Source organism: Serratia odorifera, assembly GCF_041448735.1.
Lineage (GTDB): Bacteria > Pseudomonadota > Gammaproteobacteria > Enterobacterales > Enterobacteriaceae > Serratia_F > Serratia_F odorifera.
Map to the genome: position 1 here is coordinate 1108318 of NZ_JBGMUT010000001.1, position 17583 is coordinate 1125900.

The following is a 17583-nucleotide window of genomic DNA, read 5'->3' on the forward strand; positions in this document are numbered from 1 at the left end:
CGTTTTTATTCGGATTATTTATCGATGCAGTCTAACCGTACAAAATCTGGCGGATAATGTCAGTTTGTAAGAAAGTGCCAGCAAACGCGTTTATTGTTGCACATCGACACTGTCACTCAACGGTACCTTGGCTTTTTCCGGCTCGCCGGCCGGTGGCGCATTGGCCGGGTCAAAAATATGGTCAAGGATGGCGCGCGCCGTCGGTCCGGCCACCACACCGTCGCCGCCGCCGTTTTCCAGGATCAGCGCCATGGCGACCCGTGGATTTTTGTAGGGGGCAAACAGGGTGTAGAAAATGTGGTCACGCAGTCGTACCGGGATCATCTTGGCGTTATAGGTTTGGTTTTCCTTCAGGCCAAACACCTGCGAGGTACCGGATTTGGCCGCAATCTGATACGGCGCGGTATGGAACAGCTTATAACCGGTACCGTTAGGCAGGTTCGCCATGCCGTACATGCCGTTGCGCACGATGCCCCAGTACGGCGAATTGGCATCACCAACCTGCGTCGTATGTGCTTCGGGCTGATAGCGGCTCACCAGATTGCCGCGTCGCATGGCGTACAGCAGGTGCGGTTTTTTCACTTTGCCGTTGTTCAGTAGCGTGGTCAGCGCCTTGACCATCTGGATTGGCGTCGCCACCCAGTAGCCCTGCCCAATCCCCACCGAAATGGTGTCACCCTGGTACCAGACCTTTTTATGCACCCGCTGCTTCCAGGCGCGGCTGGGCAGTAATCCGCCGTATTCCTCGTTGAGATCGATACCGGTGGATTTGCCGTAGCCGAATTGGCTGAGCCAAAAATGAATGCGGTCAATACCCAGATCGTAGGCTACCTGATAAAAGAAGGTGTCGGCGGATTCCTCTATCGCTTTGGTGACGTTTAACATACCGTGGCCGCTTTTCAGCCAGTCGCGGTAACGACGCTTGGTTCCCGGCAACGTCCAGGTTGGCGCACCGAAATAAGTGGTGGACGGCGTGATCACGCCGCTGAACAGCGCAGACAGCGCCATATACGGTTTCACCGTGGAGGCCGGCGGATATAATCCTTGCGTCACCCGGTTGATCAACGGCAGGTCCGGGTTCTCCAACAGCGACTTGTAGGCCGGATAACTGATGCCTTTGACGAACGGGTTGGGATCGTAGCTTGGGCTGGATACCATCGCCAATATGCCACCGTCGCGCGGGTCTTCCACCACCACCGCCGCCCGTTGGCCTTTCAGCAATGATTCGATGTATTGCTGCAGGGGCAGATCCAGCGTCAGGTAGATATTTTTGCCGGCCTGCGGTGGCTGTTCCTTCAACAGTCGTACGATGCGACCGTGGTTATCCACCTCCACTTCCTGATAGCCGGTGGTGCCGTGCAGCTGCGACTCATAGTAGCCCTCTATGCCCTGTTTGCCGATGTTGTGATCGGCGGCATAGTTTTCGGCCTCGCCGGCTTTTTCCAGCCGTTTCACGTCGCGGTCGTTGATTTTCGATACATAGCCGACCACGTGTGCCAGCTGCGCGCCATATGGATATTGCCGCTGTTGGTAACTTTCGACGCTGACGCCGTTAAAGCGGTATTGGTTTACCGCAAAGCGTGCCACTTCGCTATCGTTGAGTTCAGTCTTCAGCGTTACCGGTTTGTAGCGGCTGTTGTGGCGCATCTCATCGCGAAAGGCCTCGATGTCTTGCGGCGTCAGATCGACGATCGGCGTCAACGCCTGGAGCAACGCCGTCATATTGGCGATTTTACTTGGCACCACCTGGATCTGGTACAGGGTAATGTTGCGTACCAACGGGATACCGTTGCGGTCGAAAATCAACCCGCGGCTTGGCGCAATCGGCAGCGTTTTAATGTCGTTCTGGTTCGAACGCGTCTGGTAAAAATCATGCTGCTTCACCTGCAAACGGTACAGATTGAAGATCAGCACGCCGAAACACGTGACGACCAACAGCAGCGCCACCGCAGCGCGGCGAATGAACAGCATTTCCTCGGCGGAATGGTCGCGAATTTTTTCTTTTAATAGGGCCATGCGTGGAACGTTACCTGTCTGACTTCCGTTTCCCTGAGTAAAAACAAGGGATTGAAAAGCGACCAAGGATAACGTTATTGACTGATTGACCCCATGAAAAGGTTGCTAATGATGTGGCAGAAATGTTTCAGCATGTTTGCATATTCCCATCAGCGTGGATTGCAGTTGTTCAACCGTTGAGCACCAGCCAAATTCGATGCTAGAATGTGACACAGATCACACTAATGAGTTCAATTACGCCACCACGCTGTCCGCTGCCCTGCCTTATCCCCCTGCAGGAGCAAGACGGCCAGACGCGGCTTTTGCAGCAAAGGAAGAAGTTCGATGAGTGCCATAGCTACAGGTTTCATTATGATGCGCTGGGAGTTGCTGAGCGCCGTGATGATGTTTTTCGCCAGCCAGTTAAACGTTGTTTGTCGTAAAGCCAGCCGCAACGGTATGGCGTTCATGTTCAGTAGCCTGGGTCTGTTTACCGCCATCTGGTTTGTCATGGGGTTGATGGGCATAACCATCACCCTGGAAGGCTTGTCGCATTTTTGGTCAGTCACCAAGGATGTGTTTATCGAGGTGATGAGCAAGACGCCGACCGATTATCCGATGCCTTAAACCGCAGGCAATTGCTTCGCCATCGACACATCCAGCGACGATGGCAAGGCACTGTCGGGTGCCAGGTACGGCCCGCAGGCATAGCGGCACCCCACTCGCCAACGCCCCGGATTACCCCACGCTTTATTTGCCAATGGGCACTGCCGAGCGGCGGTCAGACTGCCTTATGGCAGCGAACCGCCGAGCCAGCCTGATGCATTTGCAGCACCTGCGCCTGCTCACAGCCGTCCCCGGCGAACGGGCAACGTTCGCGAAAATAACAGCCCGACGGCAGGCATCGATTGCCCGGTAATTCCCCCTTGCGGTCTTCGATGGCGCTGTCGGCCAGAGCACGTCCGGCGCGCGGCACCGAATCCAGCAACAGCCGGGTGTAGGGATGCCGTGGCTGCTGCAATACCTTTTCGGCCGCCCCCAGTTCGACAATCTGCCCCAGGTACATCACCGCCACCCGATCGCTCATGTGCTGTATTACCGATACGTTGTGCGAGATCAGCACGTAGGTCAAATTGCGCCGACGTTGCAGTTCGACCAGCAGATTGAGGATTTGCGCCTGTACCGAGATATCCAATGCCGAAGTCGGTTCATCCAGAACCAGTACATCAGGCTGTGACGACAGTGCGCGAGCAATCGAGATGCGCTGACGCTGGCCGCCGGAAAATTCATGGGGCAACCGGTCGAGATATTCCGGCCGAATGCCTACCTGCTGCGCCAGATCCGCCGCCAGCGCACGGCGCTGGGCGACAGCGGTGCGGTGCTGCACATACACCGGCTCGGTAATAATGCGCCATACCGGCAGTCGCGGATCGAGCGATGACTGCGGATCCTGAAATACCATCTGCATACCGCCAGCCGACGGCGCGCCGGTGGCCTGCTGGCGGTGCAACTCGCCGCTGCTGGGTTTCAGCAGCCCCATCAGCAGCTGTGCCAGGGTGCTCTTGCCACAGCCAGACTCACCGACGATGCCCAGCGTTTCGCCACGCACGATCTGCAGATCGAGGCCGTTCAGCGCATGGACGAATTCGGTGGGTTTACCACGCCAGTTATAGGCTGCCGGAAAACGCAGGCGAATATCACGCAGTTGCAACAAGGCCTCAGCGTTCATCATGAACCTCCAGATTGACGTTTTGCGGATGCCAGCAGGCCGCCTGCTGACCCGGTTTGCCGGGCAACGGAGCCAGACGCGGTGGTTGGTGGCATTGCGCGCTGGCATAGGCACAGCGGTTGCTGAAGGCGCAACCTGGCGGTAAGGCGCTGAGGTTCGGCACCGTTCCGGGGATCGCCTGCAACAGGCTGCGCGGCTGGCCGCGTTCCGGCGCCGCCAGCAGCAGGCCGATGGAATAAGGATGTCCGGGATGATTAATCACCGCATCGGTAGCGCCGCTTTCAATCACATGACCGGCGTACATCACATACACCCGGTCACACAGCTGCGAAACCACCGCCATATCATGAGTGATAAACAACACTGCGGTGCCGCTGGCACGCGCTTTCTGCTGCAATAGCCGTAAAACCTGACGCTGCACGGTAACGTCCAATGCGGTGGTCGGTTCGTCGGCGATAATCAGCTGCGGTTCGCAGGAGAACGCCATGGCGATTAAAACCCGTTGCCGCATCCCACCAGAAAGTTCAAACGGATAACGCGCCATGACCCGCTCGGCATCGGCAATCTGCATTTCAGCCAGCAGCGCCAGCGCCTTATGTCGAGCTTGATCTGCCGACAGGCGTTGGTGCAAACGGATAACTTCGCACATTTGCCGGCCAATGGTGCGTGTCGGGTTCAGCGCGCTCATGGGTTCCTGGAAGATCATCGACACTCGAGCCCCGCGCAACCGACGCATTTCACGCTCGCTGGCGTTCAGCACATCGGTGCCAAGCACGCTGAGTCGGCCACCAGTGACGTGGTAACTTTCATCTGCCAGCAGCCGCATAATCATCATCGCCGTGACCGACTTGCCCGAACCTGACTCGCCGACCACGCCAACGATTTCACCGGCATTGACCGTTAATGACACGCGGTTCAAGGCATTGACGCTGCCGCCGTACACCGGAAATTCCAGTTGTAACTGGTCGATGGTTAATACCGTGGTTTCGTTCATCAACGCCCCCGAGATTTAGGATCCAGCAGGTCACGCAGACCGTCGCCGAACAGATTGAAACCGGTAGCGGTAATCAGGATTGCCGTACCGGGAAAGGCGCAATACCACCATTGATCAAGCACGAAGTTGCGGCCGTTGGCGACCATGGCCCCCCATTCCGCCGTGGGTTGTTGTGCGCCGAGGCCAATAAAGCCCAGCGTGGCAGCCATCAGGATCGCGGTGCCGATATCCAGTGAGGCCTGCACCACCAGCGGCGGCAGTGCGTTACGCAGCACATGCCAGCCGATCAGATGCCAGCGCGAGGCACCAAAGGTGCGTGCTGCCTGCATATAGGCCTGGTGACGCAGGGTCAGCGTCTGGCCACGTGCCAGCCGCACGTAGAAAGGAATTCTGACTATCGCGATTGCCAGCATGGCGTTGAACAGGCTCGGCCCCAGCGCTGCCGCCAGCGCCATGGTCAGTACCAGCGACGGCACCGACAGCATGATATCCATCCCACGCATGATCAAGGCATCGACGCGGCCACCGATTACACCGGAAAAACAGCCCAGTAGCGAACCAATGCTGCCCGCCAGCACCACCACCGCCAGTCCGGCCGCCACCGACTGCTGACTGCCAACCAGCACGCGACTGAATAAATCGCGGCCGACCTCGTCGGTACCGAACCAATGCTGGCCCGACGGCGGCAGCAGCCGTGCGGTCAGGTTGACCGCATCCGGATCATACGGCGTCATCCAGGGTGAAAACACCATCAGCAGCATCACCGTCAACATGATCGCAGCGCCGAGCAACGTCAACGGACTGCGCCGCACCCGGTACCAGCCTCGCCGCAGGCCGACAAAGCGAGGTGTGGCATCGGCAGTCATTGGCTGCCCAAATTGAGTCATGGTCATTATTCCTCGCGCCCCATTCTCGGGTCGATCCACAAATACAGTAGATCGACGATTAAATTCACCACCACATAGGCGAACGACACCACTACGGCAAAGCCCATTACCGCCGGAAAGTCCAACGCCTGGATAGAATCGACCACGTAGGCGCCCATGCCCGGCCAGGAGAACACCGTTTCGGTCAATACCGCGCCGTACAGCAAATCGCCCAACGCCAACCCCAGCACCGTCACCGACGGGATCAGCGCATTGGGCAACGCGTGGCACAGGATCACCCGCCAGCGCGACAGACCATTGGCACGCGCGGTACGGATATAGTCTTCACCCAATTGTTCCAGCATCGCCGAACGGATCTGCCGTGCGACCACGCCAAGGTGGACAAACGCCAGTGTGACCGCCGGCAGGATCAGATGTTGCAGGCTGTTCCAGAAAACCTCGCTATTGCCGGTCAGCAGCGAATCAAGCAGATAAAATCCGCTGATATGCCGCGGCGGCTCCAGCCAGTCATCCAGTCGACCGCCACCGGGCAGCAGGTTAAGCTGGCCGTAAAACACCACGATCACCCCTAACCCCAGCCAGAACGCCGGGGTCGAAATCCCGGTTACCGACAGCAGTCGCACCAGATGATCCGGCCATTTGTTGCGATACACCGCCGACAGCACGCCAAGCGGTACGCCAACCACTATCGCCAGCAGCAAAGCACAGAACGCCAGTTCCAGCGTGGCGGGGAAAAAGGTACGTAAATCATCCAGTACCGGCCGCCCGGTACGGATTGAGCTACCCAGATCGCCGTGCAGCAAATCCCACAGATAGCGGCCAAACTGGATATATAGCGGCCGATCCAGCCCCAATTGCTGACGTATATGCTGTACGATTTCGTCGCTGGCGCGGTCTCCGGCCAGCAAGCGTGCCGGATCGCCGGGGATCAGGTGCGAAATGACAAACGTGATCACGCAAACGCCAAACATCACCAGCACCAGTCCCCAGCAGCGCTGTCGGATAAGGCTCCAAACGTTCATGCTCATTCTCCTCCGGCTTTCACAGGCCAGGGCCGGGAGTCCCGGCCCTGCTATTCACTCGACGCGCATTACTGCTTGCTCATGGTGGCCACGTTGAAGACCTGCTCCAGCATCGGATTGAAGACGAATCCCTGGACCTGCTTGTTAAGCGCTACCTGATAGTTCTTCTGGAACAGGTAAACGTATGCCGCCTGGTCGATGACGATTTTCTGCGCAGCCTGATAATCGCCGGTACGAACGGTCTGATCGGATACCGACACCGCCTTGCGCAACAGGGCGTCAACCTGCGGATTGCTGTAGAACGCGCGGTTGCCCGGCAGCCCCTTCTTGTCCGACTCGAACCAGTAATTCATAAACATGTACGGATCGGCAAAATCCGGGCTCCAGTTGCCGATGGCGATGTCGTAATTCCCCTGGCCAATGCGATCGCGCATGGTGGCGTTCGCCAGCTTTTCCAGTTTGACGTTTAAACCAATCGCCGCCAGATTGGCCTGCACCGACAGTGCGATCGCCTCCCAGTTCGGGTCATTGACCGAATACAGCAAACTGAGCGACGCCGGTTTTTCCGGCAGATGACTCAGCAGCGTTTTAGCCTTGTCGACATCCAGCGAATATTGCTGCGCATTGGCGTCATACCCCCACATGCCTTCCGGGATCGGGCCGCGCATCTGTTTGCCGTTGCCGCCGAGAATGCCCTTCACCATGCCCTGGTAATCCACCGCATAGGAAATCGCCCGTCGCAAGTCCACCTGGTTGAGCGGTGCCTTGCCGTTATTCAGATACAGATAAGTCACGCGCAGCGAAGGATAATCGGCCACCGTCACTCGATTTTCGCTTTTTAATGCCGCCAACTGGTCGATCGGCAGCGATTCGGCAATGTCCAGGTCGCCACGCGTCAGTTGCAGGCGGCGGGTCGCGCTCTCGCCGATGATTTTTACCGCCACCCGTTTAAAGGCCGGTTTCGGGCCGGCGTAATGCGGGTTCGGCACCAGGATCAGTTGCTGACCTTTCTGCCAGCGATCGAGGCGATATGCGCCGGAACCGGCGGTATGGTTTGCCAACCAGGCCTTGCCTTGATCTGCCGGGTTGGCCTTGGCGATTGCCGGATTGACGATGCCGGCACCGTCATTGGCCAGCGTGTAGAGGAACGGCGCGAACGGCGTTTTCAGCGTAAACTTGACCGTCAGCGGATCCACTGCCGTCACCTGCATATCCTTGGGAAAAGCTTCTGAGGGGCCCTGGCCGATGCTCATCAGCCGCTCAAACGACCACTTCACCGCGTCGGCGGTGACTTCGCTGCCGTCATCAAATCGGTTGCCGGGTTTCAGTTTGAAGGTCCATTCACGCCGATCGTCCGAGGCGCTCCAACTGGCCGCCAGCTCCCCTTCGACCTGTGTCGACCCTTTGCCGTTCTCGGTTTTGTACTGCACCAGTCGTTGATAGGCCGGATAGGTTACCGTCCAGTCGTTGTTGTCGATGGTGACCGCCGGGTCAAGCGTTTGTGGATCCGCCGCCTTGCCGATCGCCAGCATGTCTTTGGGCACTGCCGCCTGTACCGTACCGAGCGTCGTCAGGCTCAGCATAATGCCGGTAGCCAGAGCGGCGTAATTGATGGTGTTCATAAAACGCTCCTGATGAATTGATATATCGTTGTTTTAATGATAAAAACCGTCAATCGCCGTAACAGGCGAAGCGGTCATTGAGCAACGGAAATGCCATGGCGTTGGGCAGTTCAAAGTGCCACCACTCGCTGGCGATACCGATAAATCCCCCGGCGGCCATCACCGCATTCAGCAGCAATCGGTTACGCTGCAGCTGCGGCGGCAGATCGGGATAAAACGGATGGGAACGCGGGTTCATTTCATCAAACGCGGTGCCCATATCCAGCGCGAGGCCGGCGTGATCCAGCAGGGTGACGTCTAGTGCCACGCCACGGCTGTGGTGCGAACCGGTGTGGGTATCGGTGACGTAACGCGTGTCTGGGCATGCTTGCCACAGCAGCGCCTGCGCCTGCTGCGGTCGATAGGCATCCAGTACCTGCAGGGTAAAACCGGCCAGACGCGCAACGTTGATACTGCGTTCCAGGCCAGGCACCGCTGCCGGGTGCAGCAGGCAGCGTGCCTGGCGATAAATCGGTTTGCCGGTCAGGTTGTCGGCGCTGGCGTACCTGAGGTCGATGTTCAAACTCGGAAACTGATGCGCCAGATCGATTAAAGTTACATTGTCACTCATTTAAGCCTTCCATCTCGGTTAAGATTCAAATTGCCCCAACTCTTTCTGCAACCGGCGGTTTTGCGCCAAACGTTGCTCTACCGCGCTCCCGCCAAGCTCGACCACCGCCGACAGCAACAGATTGAACAGGCAGTCCAGCGGCGCCAGCGAATCCCAGAACTGGCCGGTATCGGTTTTCACCTGCAGTAAATCCACCGGATAATCTCGTGCCCACGGGCAGTAGATGTCGGTAATCAGGGCCAGTCGTAGCCCGCGGGCGCTGGCCGCCTGACAGTATTTTTGCGCCATGGTCGAATAGGCTCGGGTATCGGTGAGCACCAGGTAGGGTGCAGAAAACGCCGAGTTCAGCGATTCGACGTAGGTACCGGATTGGCCATCGGCGTAATAGACCCGTGGCCGCAGATACTCCAGGTGGCTATAAAACGCGTTGGCAATGCCCCGCGTCGATTGAATACCAACCACAAATACCGCCTCCGCCTGTGCCAGTTGGCGGCTGACGCTGGCAAAGACCTCGCTGCCCGCCAACTGATAGACGTATTCGATCGCCTCAAGCTCAAGCGTCAATGCCTGGCGCAACTTTTGCTGCTCGGGCAAGGCCCTACGCTGGCGATAGGCTCCCAGCCGGTCGGTTACGCCCCACGGCTGCGGCAATGCGCTGCTCTGTTCGCGTAGCGTGCGTTTCAAATCGTCAAGATTGCGGTAGCCCAGACTGCGCAAATAGCGCCCCACCGAAATACCGCTGGTGGCTGTGCTGCGCGCAATACTGTCGGCGGTTTCAAACGGTATTTGCGCCAGATTCGCCAGCAAATAACCGGCAATGCGCTTGCCGGTCGGGGTTTGCAGCGCAAATGACGCTTCGATCTGTGCCATTACGTCCGGGTGTTTCATCAGAGTCCGCCCGCTGTTGTCTGGTTGTCAGGTAACGACTGACTGTTAGTTGTCTAACAGACCGTGATGTACACCATGCACGGCCTATGCCAATAACCAAGTGCGTAAGGAATTAACGCGCCAAACGGTGTACCGGGCGCACGGCGGCGGAACCAGGAGTTAACACAATTGCCATTAATTGATAACTATTGCACAACAATCGAACAATGCGAGGGGCAACCTGCACCGTAACGGCGCGCAACTGCATAATTGGGCAACCGATCACGTTATTCGCCTGGCGTGCTGTCACAGCCTGCCAACGTGGCTAACTTGCGCATTTGTGGATTAGCCGTTAGGGTTAATTGTGACGTCATTCACAAATATCAGGGTAAGGAGGCACCATATCATCTTCGTTCTTGCGTTACGTTTACCCGCGGTTTTGCCCCCTGCCTGACGTCACCACAAAGTAATCCGCCTATTTATTCGCGACCACCTCGCAATAGAATGGAGATGAAATGCGTAAATCACTTGCCGACCTGCTTATTTTTACCGACCTGGACGGATCGCTGCTGGATCATCACAGCTACCGTTGGGATGCCGCCAAGCCGTGGTTGGATCGACTGGCGCAGGCCAAGGTGCCGCTGATCGTCGCCACCAGCAAAACGGCGGCAGAGGTGCAGCAACTGCAACAGCAACTCGGCTTGAGCGCACTGCCGTTCATTGCCGAAAACGGTGCGCAAATCGTGTTTCCTGCCTTCTGGCAACAGGATACCCAACTGTTCGGCGCGGATTACCCCAGCCTGCTGGCGGCGCTGGATCAACTGCGCCAGCAAACCGGCTTTGCCTTCAGCGGCTTTGCCGACGTCGACGACGCGACGGTGGCCGAGTGGACCGGACTGACCTTGTCGGAAGCGCATCTGGCGCGCCAGCGCGCCGGCTCCGAACCGATCCGCTGGTCTGGCAGCGACCAGCAGCTGGAGACTTTCCAGACGCTGCTGGCGCTGCGCGGTCTGACCTTGACGCGCGGCGGTCGCTTTTACCACGTGATGGGCCGCGAGGTCAGCAAAGGCAATGCCGCTCGCTGGCTGACCAAATACTACCAACGGCAACAGTGCCAACCGTTCACCACGCTCAGTCTCGGCGATGGGCCAAACGACATTTCCTTATTGCACGCTACCGATTACGCGGTGCTGATCCGTGGTCAGCAAACCAGGCCGCTGGCGCTACCCGGAGATTTTCCCGGCCAGCTATACCGCACGCGCCAGCCGGGACCGGCAGGTTGGCGTGAAGGATTGGATCATTTTCTGATGGGCAGTGAAGACGGGAGAACTGAACATGAGTGACTTTTATCAGGATGGCATCATTACCAATTTCCATAATCTCACTCGCCGCGATTTGGCGGAGCTGGAGTATGAGCTGCAGGTGTTTTCCGGCCGCAATACCATGGGTTTGATATTGCCTTCGCTTTATTCGGAACTGGAAGGACCGGCGCTGGACAACATTATCAACACGCTGGCACAGGTGCCCTACCTGGAGGAAATCGTCATCGGCCTGGATCGCGCCGACCGCCAGCAGTTTGAACATGCCAAATCGTTCTTTTCACGCCTGCCGCAACGACACCGTATTCTGTGGAACGATGGCCCGCGCTTGCAGGCCATCGCCAAACAGCTGGGCAGCGAGGGGCTGGCCCCCAGTGAACCGGGTAAAGGCCGAAACGTCTGGTTCTGCGTCGGCTATACGCTGGCGTCGCGTCGCAGCAGTTGCATAGCGCTGCATGATTGTGACATCGTCACTTACGATCGTCAGATGCTGGCTCGCCTGCTGTATCCGGTAGCCAATCCCCATTTTCACTACGACTTCTGCAAAGGCTATTATGCGCGCGTCGCCAATGGCAGACTGAATGGCCGGGTCGGTCGCTTGCTGGTCTTCCCGCTGTTGAAGTCATTGCAAAAAGTGTATGGCAACTCCGATTTCCTCGATTATCTACGCAGCTATCGCTACCCGCTTTCCGGCGAATTCGCCATGCGTAGTCATATCCTCAATAATCTGCGTATTCCCAGCGACTGGGGGCTGGAGATCGGCGTACTGTCGGAAATACACCGTAATACTGCGACCAACCGCATCTGTCAGGTGGATATCGCCGACAATTATGACCATAAGCATCAACCCGTGTCGGAAAACGATCCGAGCGGCGGTCTGCAACGCATGGCGGCGGATATCACCAAGGCGCTGTATCGCAAATTGGCCATTCAAGGCGTCAACGTAACTGCAGATTCATTCCGCGTGCTGCGCGCCACCTATTACCGCACCGCACTGGATATGATCGACGCCTTTGAACACGATGCCAAAATGAACGGACTTACCTTCGACCGCCATAGCGAAGAGTCGGCGGTCGAGTTGTTTTCGAACGTCATTTCCCATGCCGGTCAGGCATTTACCGAGAATCCCGGCGAGAACAAACCGTTTGTCCCGAGCTGGAACCGGGTACAATCGGCGTTTCCTGATATTCTGCAGCGGCTGTACGCGGCGGTGGAAGAGGATAATGCGTAACGCTAATCGCGTGCTCGGCGCAGCGATTGCGGCGTATGGCCGTAGGCCTGCTTGAAGCGGTTGCTGAAATGACTGGCGGAGCTGAAGCCGCATTCCAGCGCGATCTGTGTTAACGGCAACGGGCTGTGACGCAGCAGCTTTTCTGCCTGCTGCAGCCGCGCCCGCATCACATATTGATGCGGAGCCAGACCGGTATCGTGCTTGAACATCCGGGCGAAATGGAATTCGCTCAAGCCCGCCAGCGCCGCCAGATCGATTAACAGCAACGGTTGCTCCAGATGGCTGGCGATAAAATCGGTCACCCGCTTGAGCACCGCCGGCGCCAACCCGCCGCGCACCGTGGGCAACCGCCATTGCAGGTGGGTGTAATGCTGGATCACATGCGCCATCAGCATACTGCTGGCGCTACTCAACGCCAGATGATTGGCTCGGTCCTGCCAATCCACATTGAGCAGAAACTGGCGGTACAGCAGCGTAATTTGCGCATCTTCGCCAAAGGCTTTTTGTTCGACGTTGATTGAGGACGGGCTGCGATCCCAGGTTTGTTCAACCAGTTGGCGCAGATGACGATCGGTGCAATAGAGGTGCACGAATGACAGATCGCTGCGCACGTCCCAGGTCGATTCATACTGGCGCGGCATAATACAGAAGCGGTCCGGCCCGCCGCCATTGCGCCAACCGCCGGGCACTTTTTGGTAGCATTCATAACCGTCGGCCACGTACAGGCTCAACGTATGGTGATCGGCGCTCTCCTGCGTGATGCGATCGTCGCAATTCGACCAGGCCGCCAGTTCTACCCCTGACCCCAGCAGCAGATGCTGATGCAGCCGGGCCTTGTGTTGCCTTAGCGTTTCAAACGCCTGGTATTTCGACATAATCAGCCCCGCACGCAGTGAAAACCGTGTCAGTTTAAAGCCTGCCGCTCAGGCGCACCAGTCGACGGAGCCAAAAATGCGCAAGAATATGCAAGTGGCGCAACCCGTTGAAAGCCGCGGCCCCGGGCACGGTGGATAATCAGCACTCTTTATCCTGGAGTGTGAAACATGAACGCGTTGCTTTACCTTGCCGTGGTGCTGATCTGGGGCACCACCTGGATTGCCATTACCCTTCAGCAGGAGGGATCGGTCGCCATTGCGCTATCCATCAGCTACCGTTTCCTGCTGGCCGCGTTGACGATGTGGGCAGCGCTGTTGCTGCTGCGCCGGCTGCGTAGCATCAGCGTACGCGACCACCTGTTTTGCCTGCTGCAGGGGGGTTGTGTATTCGGCTTCAACTTTTACTGCTTCTATCAGGCCGCCGGCTACATTAGCAGCGGCTTGGCGTCGGTGATCTTTTCCATGGCGGTGCTGTTCAACGCACTCAACAGCATGATCTTCTTTCGCCAACGCCCCAGTGCGACGCTGCTGCCTGCCGCACTGCTGGGTCTGACCGGCATCATTGCCCTGTTCTGGCACGATCTGGCGGCCAATCAAATGGCGCCGGAACTGCTGAAGGGCATCGGTCTGAGCGCGTTGGGCACCTACGGATTTTCGCTGGGCAATATGATCAGCAGCCGGCACCAACGGCGCGGTCTGGATATACTGTCAACCAATACGTATGCCATGACTTACGGTGCGCTATTGATGGGCGCGGTCGCCGTCGCACAAGGATCATCGCTACAGATTAGCTGGGATATCCGCTACCTGGCTTCGTTATTCTATCTGGCCATCTTTGGCTCGGTAATCGCCTTCGCCGCCTATTTCAGCCTGCTGGGTCGTATCGGCTCCGGTGCCGCGGCCTACAGCACCCTGCTGTTCCCACTGGTGGCATTGACTATTTCCACCCTGTACGAAGGTTATCAATGGCGTCCGAACGCGGTGTTTGGACTGTGTCTGATCCTGCTGGGTAACCTGGTGATGTTTTCAAAACCGCGCCACTTTGCGCTATTGCGGCGAAAAAATGCCTGATAAGCCCTATACCGGCAGACAATCCGCCGTGAGGCATTATACTCAGGGTCTCGTTGGCTTTTTTATAAGGACTTCAGAATGCTGAGAATTTCCCGTTGCGCCCTGCTGTTGGGCGCGTTGATTTCCTTTGGCGCCGCCGCCGATGACGCCGCAAAATACGGTCAGGAGCTGGAAGGCTTCCACTACCCTTATCCGTTGCAAAAATTCACCTTCAGTTCGCAAAACCAATCGTTGAGCATGGGTTATATGGACGTGGCCCCCAGCGGGGAAGCGAACGGTCAGACGGTAGTACTGATGCACGGCAAGAATTTCTGCGGCGCAACCTGGGAAGACACCATCAAGGGGCTAAGCCGTGCTGGCTACCGGGTGATCGCGCCGGATCAGATCGGTTTTTGCACCTCCACCAAGCCTGCGTATTATCAGTACAGCTTCCAGCAACTGGCGCAAAATACCCACGCGCTACTGGAAAAACTGAAAATCGACAAGGTGACGGTGATTGGTCATTCAACGGGCGGCATGCTGGCGACCCGTTACGCACTGATGTACCCGCAAGCCACCCAGCGACTGGTGATGATCAATCCGATTGGGCTGGAAGACTGGAAAGCCAAAGGCGTGCCGTGGCGTAGCATTGACCAGTGGTACCAGCGTGAACTGAAAACCTCGGCCGAAGGCATCAAGCAGTACGAATTGAAAACCTACTACGTTGGCCGCTGGAAGCCGCAGTACGATCGCTGGGTGGATATGCTCGCCGGTCTGAACAACGGTCCGGGCAAACAGCGGGTGGCGTGGAACTCGGCGCTGATCTACGACATGATCTTTACCCAACCGGTCTATTATGAATTCAAGAACCTGCAGACGCCGACCACGCTGATGATTGGCACCGCCGATACCACTGCCATCGGCAGCGATATCGCACCACCGGAGGTCAAGGCGCAGCTCGGCCATTACAACGTGCTGGGCAAACAGGTAGCGCAGCTCATTCCCCATGCCACCCTGGTCGAGTTCCCCGGCATGGGGCATGCGCCGCAGATGGAAGAACCGGAGAAATTCAACCAGGCACTGCTGAAGGCGCTGAGCGCCCGCTGACAAAAGCGCCTGGTTCAGGCGAACAGCAAGCCCAACACCGCCCCGCCGGCCAGCACCCACAACGGATGAATGCGTTTGTTGATGCCGGCGGCGGTGGCGATAACGATCAGCAGCGCCAGGTGCCAATCAGTGGCGGACGACTCGGCAATCAATACGCCGCTGGCTGCCACCAGTCCGACGGTCACCGGCACCAGCCCAGCCTGTACGTTGCGCCGCCATGGTCGATCCTTAAAGCGTTTCCAAACCCCCATCACCAGCAGCGTGACGATCGACGACGGGCCGAACTTGGCAATCGACGACACCAGCAGACCGGCCCAGCCGGCAACGTGCCAGCCGATCAGCGGTACAATCATCATATTGGGCCCGGGCGCGGCCTGCGCCATGGCAAACAGGGTGTTAAACTCCTGCGCATCCATCCACTGATGCACTTCGACCACCTGACGCTGCATTTCCGGCAAGATGGTAAAACCGCCGCCGAACGCCATCAGCGAGAGCTCGGTAAAGAGCAACGCCAAAGAAATCAATAGTGGAATCATAGCCATTTTCTCCACGCCAACAGGATGCTGAGCGGCGCCACTACCAGCATGGTCGGCAACAGCGGCAATCTCAGCCAGGCAATGGCCATCAGACAAAGCGCCACCACCGCCAATGCCAGCCAGCGCCCGCGCAGCGGTATCAGCATTTTCAGCGCGGTAGACAGCAACAGACCGGCAGCCGCCGCCGCCAGCCCGGCGAACACGTGTTGTACCTCGGCATTATGCTGAAAGCGGCTATAAACCACTCCCAGCCCAACCACTATCGCAGTGGGAGCGCAAATCAGCCCCAACAGCGCACAGCAGGCGCCACGCAGGCCGCGAAACTCCATACCGACCGCCACCGAGAGATTAATGACGTTACCGCCAGGCAAAAACTGACACAGTCCCAGTAGTTCAGTGAACTGCTCACCGCTCAGCCAGCGGCGATCGTCTACCAGCATCCGGTGCGCCAGCGGCAAGACGCCGCCAAAGCCGATCAGCCCAAGGGTTAAAAATCCGTAGAAAAGTTCAAGATTGCTCGGTACTGCAGTTACTTGACTGTTTTTTAACAGGTTTGATTGGGACATTGTCATTCTCACATCGCTATTTTTTGCTGACTGGTATGATGCGCGCGCACATGACATGATGTCTAATGCATTTCAAACACTATAACGATACCCTGTGAGTATGAATATGATCGAACTGCGCCGGCTGAAAGCGTTTGTTACCGTGATTGAGGAAGGCAATATTACCCGCGCCGCAGAGCGACTGTTTATCCAGCAGCCGCCACTGACCCGGTTATTGCAAGGTTTGGAGCAACAACTGGGCGTGCAGCTATTGCAGCGTTTGCCGCGCGGCGTGCGCCCCACCGAAGCCGGTAATGTGCTGTTCGATGAAGCCCGGACGCTGCTGGCGCGGGCGGAAAAACTCAGCGAGGCGGTACGCCGCGCGGCGCGTGGCGAGCAGGGGCATATCGCCGTCGGCTTCACCAGTTCGGCGGCGCTGCACCCGTTTGTCCCCAATCTGCTGCGCCGCTATCGGGAAATTTTGCCGGGCATTGCTACCGTACTGGAGGAAGCGGGCAGTGGCGAATTGATGGATGCGCTGATTGACCAGCGGCTTGATGCCGCATTCGTACGTTCACCGCTGCGCGATATTCCCGGCCTGAGTATTGAGCCGGTGCTGCAGGAAAACATGCTGGTGGCATTACCGCCCGGGCACCCTCTGGCGCTAGCTGATCCCTCGCCGTTGCCGTTGACGGCGCTGGCCAATGAAGCGTTTATTCTCTATCGACGCCCGGCAGGCCAGGGTTTGTATGATGCGATCCTCGCCGCCTGCCATCGCGCCGGATTCAGCCCGCATATCGTACAGGAAGCCCCGCGCCTACCGGCTACCCTCAGCCTGGTGGCCGCCGGGCTTGGATTGTCAATTGTGCCGGCGTCGATGCGCCGTCTGGGCGGCGATGGCATCGTATATCGCGCCATCAGCGACGCAGATGAACTTTGCGCCCCGCTGTATCTTGCGCTGCGCCATAACCAGCAATCACCGATCGTCAGCCGTTTCCGCGATCTGGTTACCGAGGCGCTCGGCGAGGAGCAGCGGCTGGCAGCGCAGTAGGACCACCGGGAGCGGCAGTGCAAAGCCAGCCAGTGACGCAGGCCACTCCGCCACTGGCTGGCGACAGACATGATTTGACACAGAATCTGCCATGGCCGCCGTATTTTCTCCACATTTGCTGTTCAGACTCTTGGCGATAGTTT

General features: G+C 57.9%; 18 protein-coding genes. 6 read left to right on the plus strand and 12 right to left on the minus strand.

Annotation, left to right across the window (positions count from 1 at the left end; translation table 11 throughout):
• Positions 1–90 precede the first annotated feature (90 nt).
• A complete protein-coding gene (gene mrdA2, locus ACCC84_RS05170) occupies positions 91–2016 on the minus strand; it encodes a peptidoglycan DD-transpeptidase MrdA2 (RefSeq protein WP_273868301.1) in 1926 nt (641 codons plus the stop codon).
• 324 nt (positions 2017–2340) lie between these two features.
• Here mrdA2 and ACCC84_RS05175 point away from each other — a divergent pair, with 324 nt between their 5' ends.
• Positions 2341–2622, plus strand: a complete 282-nt coding sequence (locus ACCC84_RS05175; RefSeq protein WP_004962795.1) for a YjcB family protein — start codon at positions 2341–2343, stop codon at positions 2620–2622.
• Here the strand turns inward: ACCC84_RS05175 and ACCC84_RS05180 are convergent.
• The 8 genes from ACCC84_RS05180 to ACCC84_RS05215 form a co-directional block, all read right to left on the minus strand.
• The gene (locus ACCC84_RS05180; protein ID WP_156000361.1) at positions 2619–2756 is read right to left on the minus strand and encodes a hypothetical protein; all 138 of its coding nucleotides are present in this window, start codon (positions 2754–2756) and stop codon (positions 2619–2621) included. The genes ACCC84_RS05175 and ACCC84_RS05180 overlap by 4 nt on opposite strands.
• Before the next feature lie 20 nt (positions 2757–2776).
• A complete protein-coding gene (locus ACCC84_RS05185; protein WP_198773176.1) occupies positions 2777–3724 on the minus strand; it encodes an oligopeptide/dipeptide ABC transporter ATP-binding protein in 948 nt (315 codons plus the stop codon).
• Positions 3714–4718 carry an ABC transporter ATP-binding protein gene (locus tag ACCC84_RS05190; protein WP_004962790.1) on the minus strand — a complete coding sequence of 335 codons (1005 nt, stop codon included), beginning with the start codon at positions 4716–4718 and terminating at the stop codon, positions 3714–3716. The genes ACCC84_RS05185 and ACCC84_RS05190 overlap by 11 nt, the downstream gene beginning before the upstream one ends.
• Positions 4718–5605 (minus strand): D,D-dipeptide ABC transporter permease, encoded by an 888-nt coding sequence (gene ddpC, locus ACCC84_RS05195; RefSeq protein WP_088499924.1) that lies wholly within the window; start codon positions 5603–5605, stop codon positions 4718–4720. The genes ACCC84_RS05190 and ddpC overlap by 1 nt, the downstream gene beginning before the upstream one ends.
• Before the next feature lie 5 nt (positions 5606–5610).
• Positions 5611–6627 carry an ABC transporter permease gene (locus tag ACCC84_RS05200; RefSeq protein ID WP_039992092.1) on the minus strand — a complete coding sequence of 339 codons (1017 nt, stop codon included), beginning with the start codon at positions 6625–6627 and terminating at the stop codon, positions 5611–5613.
• Positions 6628–6695: 68 nt separating this feature from the next.
• Positions 6696–8249, minus strand: a complete 1554-nt coding sequence (locus ACCC84_RS05205; protein WP_004962778.1) for an ABC transporter substrate-binding protein — start codon at positions 8247–8249, stop codon at positions 6696–6698.
• Between the two features lie 49 nt (positions 8250–8298).
• Positions 8299–8859 (minus strand): D-alanyl-D-alanine dipeptidase, encoded by a 561-nt coding sequence (ddpX, locus tag ACCC84_RS05210; RefSeq protein ID WP_004962776.1) that lies wholly within the window; start codon positions 8857–8859, stop codon positions 8299–8301.
• 18 nt (positions 8860–8877) lie between these two features.
• Positions 8878–9750: a MurR/RpiR family transcriptional regulator gene (locus tag ACCC84_RS05215; protein WP_088499698.1), complete on the minus strand. Its 873-nt coding sequence runs from the start codon at positions 9748–9750 to the stop codon at positions 8878–8880.
• A gap of 491 nt (positions 9751–10241) precedes the next feature.
• Here ACCC84_RS05215 and ACCC84_RS05220 point away from each other — a divergent pair, with 491 nt between their 5' ends.
• Positions 10242–11069: a mannosyl-3-phosphoglycerate phosphatase-related protein gene (locus tag ACCC84_RS05220; protein ID WP_004962767.1), complete on the plus strand. Its 828-nt coding sequence runs from the start codon at positions 10242–10244 to the stop codon at positions 11067–11069.
• Positions 11062–12276, plus strand: a complete 1215-nt coding sequence (locus tag ACCC84_RS05225) for a glycosyltransferase family protein (RefSeq protein WP_004962766.1) — start codon at positions 11062–11064, stop codon at positions 12274–12276. Before ACCC84_RS05220 ends, ACCC84_RS05225 begins: the two co-directional genes overlap by 8 nt.
• 2 nt (positions 12277–12278) lie before the next feature.
• Here the strand turns inward: ACCC84_RS05225 and ACCC84_RS05230 are convergent, their stop codons facing one another.
• Positions 12279–13151: a helix-turn-helix domain-containing protein gene (locus ACCC84_RS05230; protein WP_004962763.1), complete on the minus strand. Its 873-nt coding sequence runs from the start codon at positions 13149–13151 to the stop codon at positions 12279–12281.
• 168 nt (positions 13152–13319) lie between these two features.
• Here ACCC84_RS05230 and ACCC84_RS05235 point away from each other — a divergent pair, with 168 nt between their 5' ends.
• A complete protein-coding gene (locus ACCC84_RS05235; protein WP_371901623.1) occupies positions 13320–14222 on the plus strand; it encodes a DMT family transporter in 903 nt (300 codons plus the stop codon).
• Positions 14223–14300: 78 nt separating this feature from the next.
• Positions 14301–15308: an alpha/beta fold hydrolase gene (locus ACCC84_RS05240; protein WP_198773059.1), complete on the plus strand. Its 1008-nt coding sequence runs from the start codon at positions 14301–14303 to the stop codon at positions 15306–15308.
• Between the two features lie 14 nt (positions 15309–15322).
• Here the strand turns inward: ACCC84_RS05240 and ACCC84_RS05245 are convergent, their stop codons facing one another.
• Complete coding sequence (locus ACCC84_RS05245) at positions 15323–15844, minus strand: chromate transporter (protein WP_039992090.1); 522 nt, start codon at positions 15842–15844, stop codon at positions 15323–15325.
• Complete coding sequence (locus tag ACCC84_RS05250) at positions 15841–16410, minus strand: chromate transporter (RefSeq protein ID WP_198773057.1); 570 nt, start codon at positions 16408–16410, stop codon at positions 15841–15843. The genes ACCC84_RS05245 and ACCC84_RS05250 overlap by 4 nt, the downstream gene beginning before the upstream one ends.
• Before the next feature lie 100 nt (positions 16411–16510).
• Here ACCC84_RS05250 and ACCC84_RS05255 point away from each other — a divergent pair, with 100 nt between their 5' ends.
• Positions 16511–17440 carry a LysR family transcriptional regulator gene (locus ACCC84_RS05255; RefSeq protein WP_004962752.1) on the plus strand — a complete coding sequence of 310 codons (930 nt, stop codon included), beginning with the start codon at positions 16511–16513 and terminating at the stop codon, positions 17438–17440.
• Positions 17441–17583 lie beyond the last annotated feature (143 nt).

What these genes read in the sequence shown, in the direction of transcription:
- mrdA2 (WP_273868301.1), bottom strand. Translation starts at nt 2,016, where the DNA reads ATGGCCCTATTAAAAGAAAAAATTCGCGACCATTCCGCCGAGGAAATG.
- ACCC84_RS05175 (WP_004962795.1), top strand. Translation starts at nt 2,341, where the DNA reads ATGAGTGCCATAGCTACAGGTTTCATTATGATGCGCTGGGAGTTGCTG.
- ACCC84_RS05185 (WP_198773176.1), bottom strand. Translation starts at nt 3,724, where the DNA reads ATGAACGCTGAGGCCTTGTTGCAACTGCGTGATATTCGCCTGCGTTTT.
- ACCC84_RS05190 (WP_004962790.1), bottom strand. Translation starts at nt 4,718, where the DNA reads ATGAACGAAACCACGGTATTAACCATCGACCAGTTACAACTGGAATTT.
- ddpC (WP_088499924.1), bottom strand. Translation starts at nt 5,605, where the DNA reads ATGACTCAATTTGGGCAGCCAATGACTGCCGATGCCACACCTCGCTTT.
- ACCC84_RS05200 (WP_039992092.1), bottom strand. Translation starts at nt 6,627, where the DNA reads ATGAACGTTTGGAGCCTTATCCGACAGCGCTGCTGGGGACTGGTGCTG.
- ACCC84_RS05205 (WP_004962778.1), bottom strand. Translation starts at nt 8,249, where the DNA reads ATGAACACCATCAATTACGCCGCTCTGGCTACCGGCATTATGCTGAGC.
- ddpX (WP_004962776.1), bottom strand. Translation starts at nt 8,859, where the DNA reads ATGAGTGACAATGTAACTTTAATCGATCTGGCGCATCAGTTTCCGAGT.
- ACCC84_RS05220 (WP_004962767.1), top strand. Translation starts at nt 10,242, where the DNA reads ATGCGTAAATCACTTGCCGACCTGCTTATTTTTACCGACCTGGACGGA.
- ACCC84_RS05225 (WP_004962766.1), top strand. Translation starts at nt 11,062, where the DNA reads ATGAGTGACTTTTATCAGGATGGCATCATTACCAATTTCCATAATCTC.
- ACCC84_RS05230 (WP_004962763.1), bottom strand. Translation starts at nt 13,151, where the DNA reads ATGTCGAAATACCAGGCGTTTGAAACGCTAAGGCAACACAAGGCCCGG.
- ACCC84_RS05235 (WP_371901623.1), top strand. Translation starts at nt 13,320, where the DNA reads ATGAACGCGTTGCTTTACCTTGCCGTGGTGCTGATCTGGGGCACCACC.
- ACCC84_RS05240 (WP_198773059.1), top strand. Translation starts at nt 14,301, where the DNA reads ATGCTGAGAATTTCCCGTTGCGCCCTGCTGTTGGGCGCGTTGATTTCC.
- ACCC84_RS05245 (WP_039992090.1), bottom strand. Translation starts at nt 15,844, where the DNA reads ATGATTCCACTATTGATTTCTTTGGCGTTGCTCTTTACCGAGCTCTCG.
- ACCC84_RS05250 (WP_198773057.1), bottom strand. Translation starts at nt 16,410, where the DNA reads ATGTCCCAATCAAACCTGTTAAAAAACAGTCAAGTAACTGCAGTACCG.
- ACCC84_RS05255 (WP_004962752.1), top strand. Translation starts at nt 16,511, where the DNA reads ATGAATATGATCGAACTGCGCCGGCTGAAAGCGTTTGTTACCGTGATT.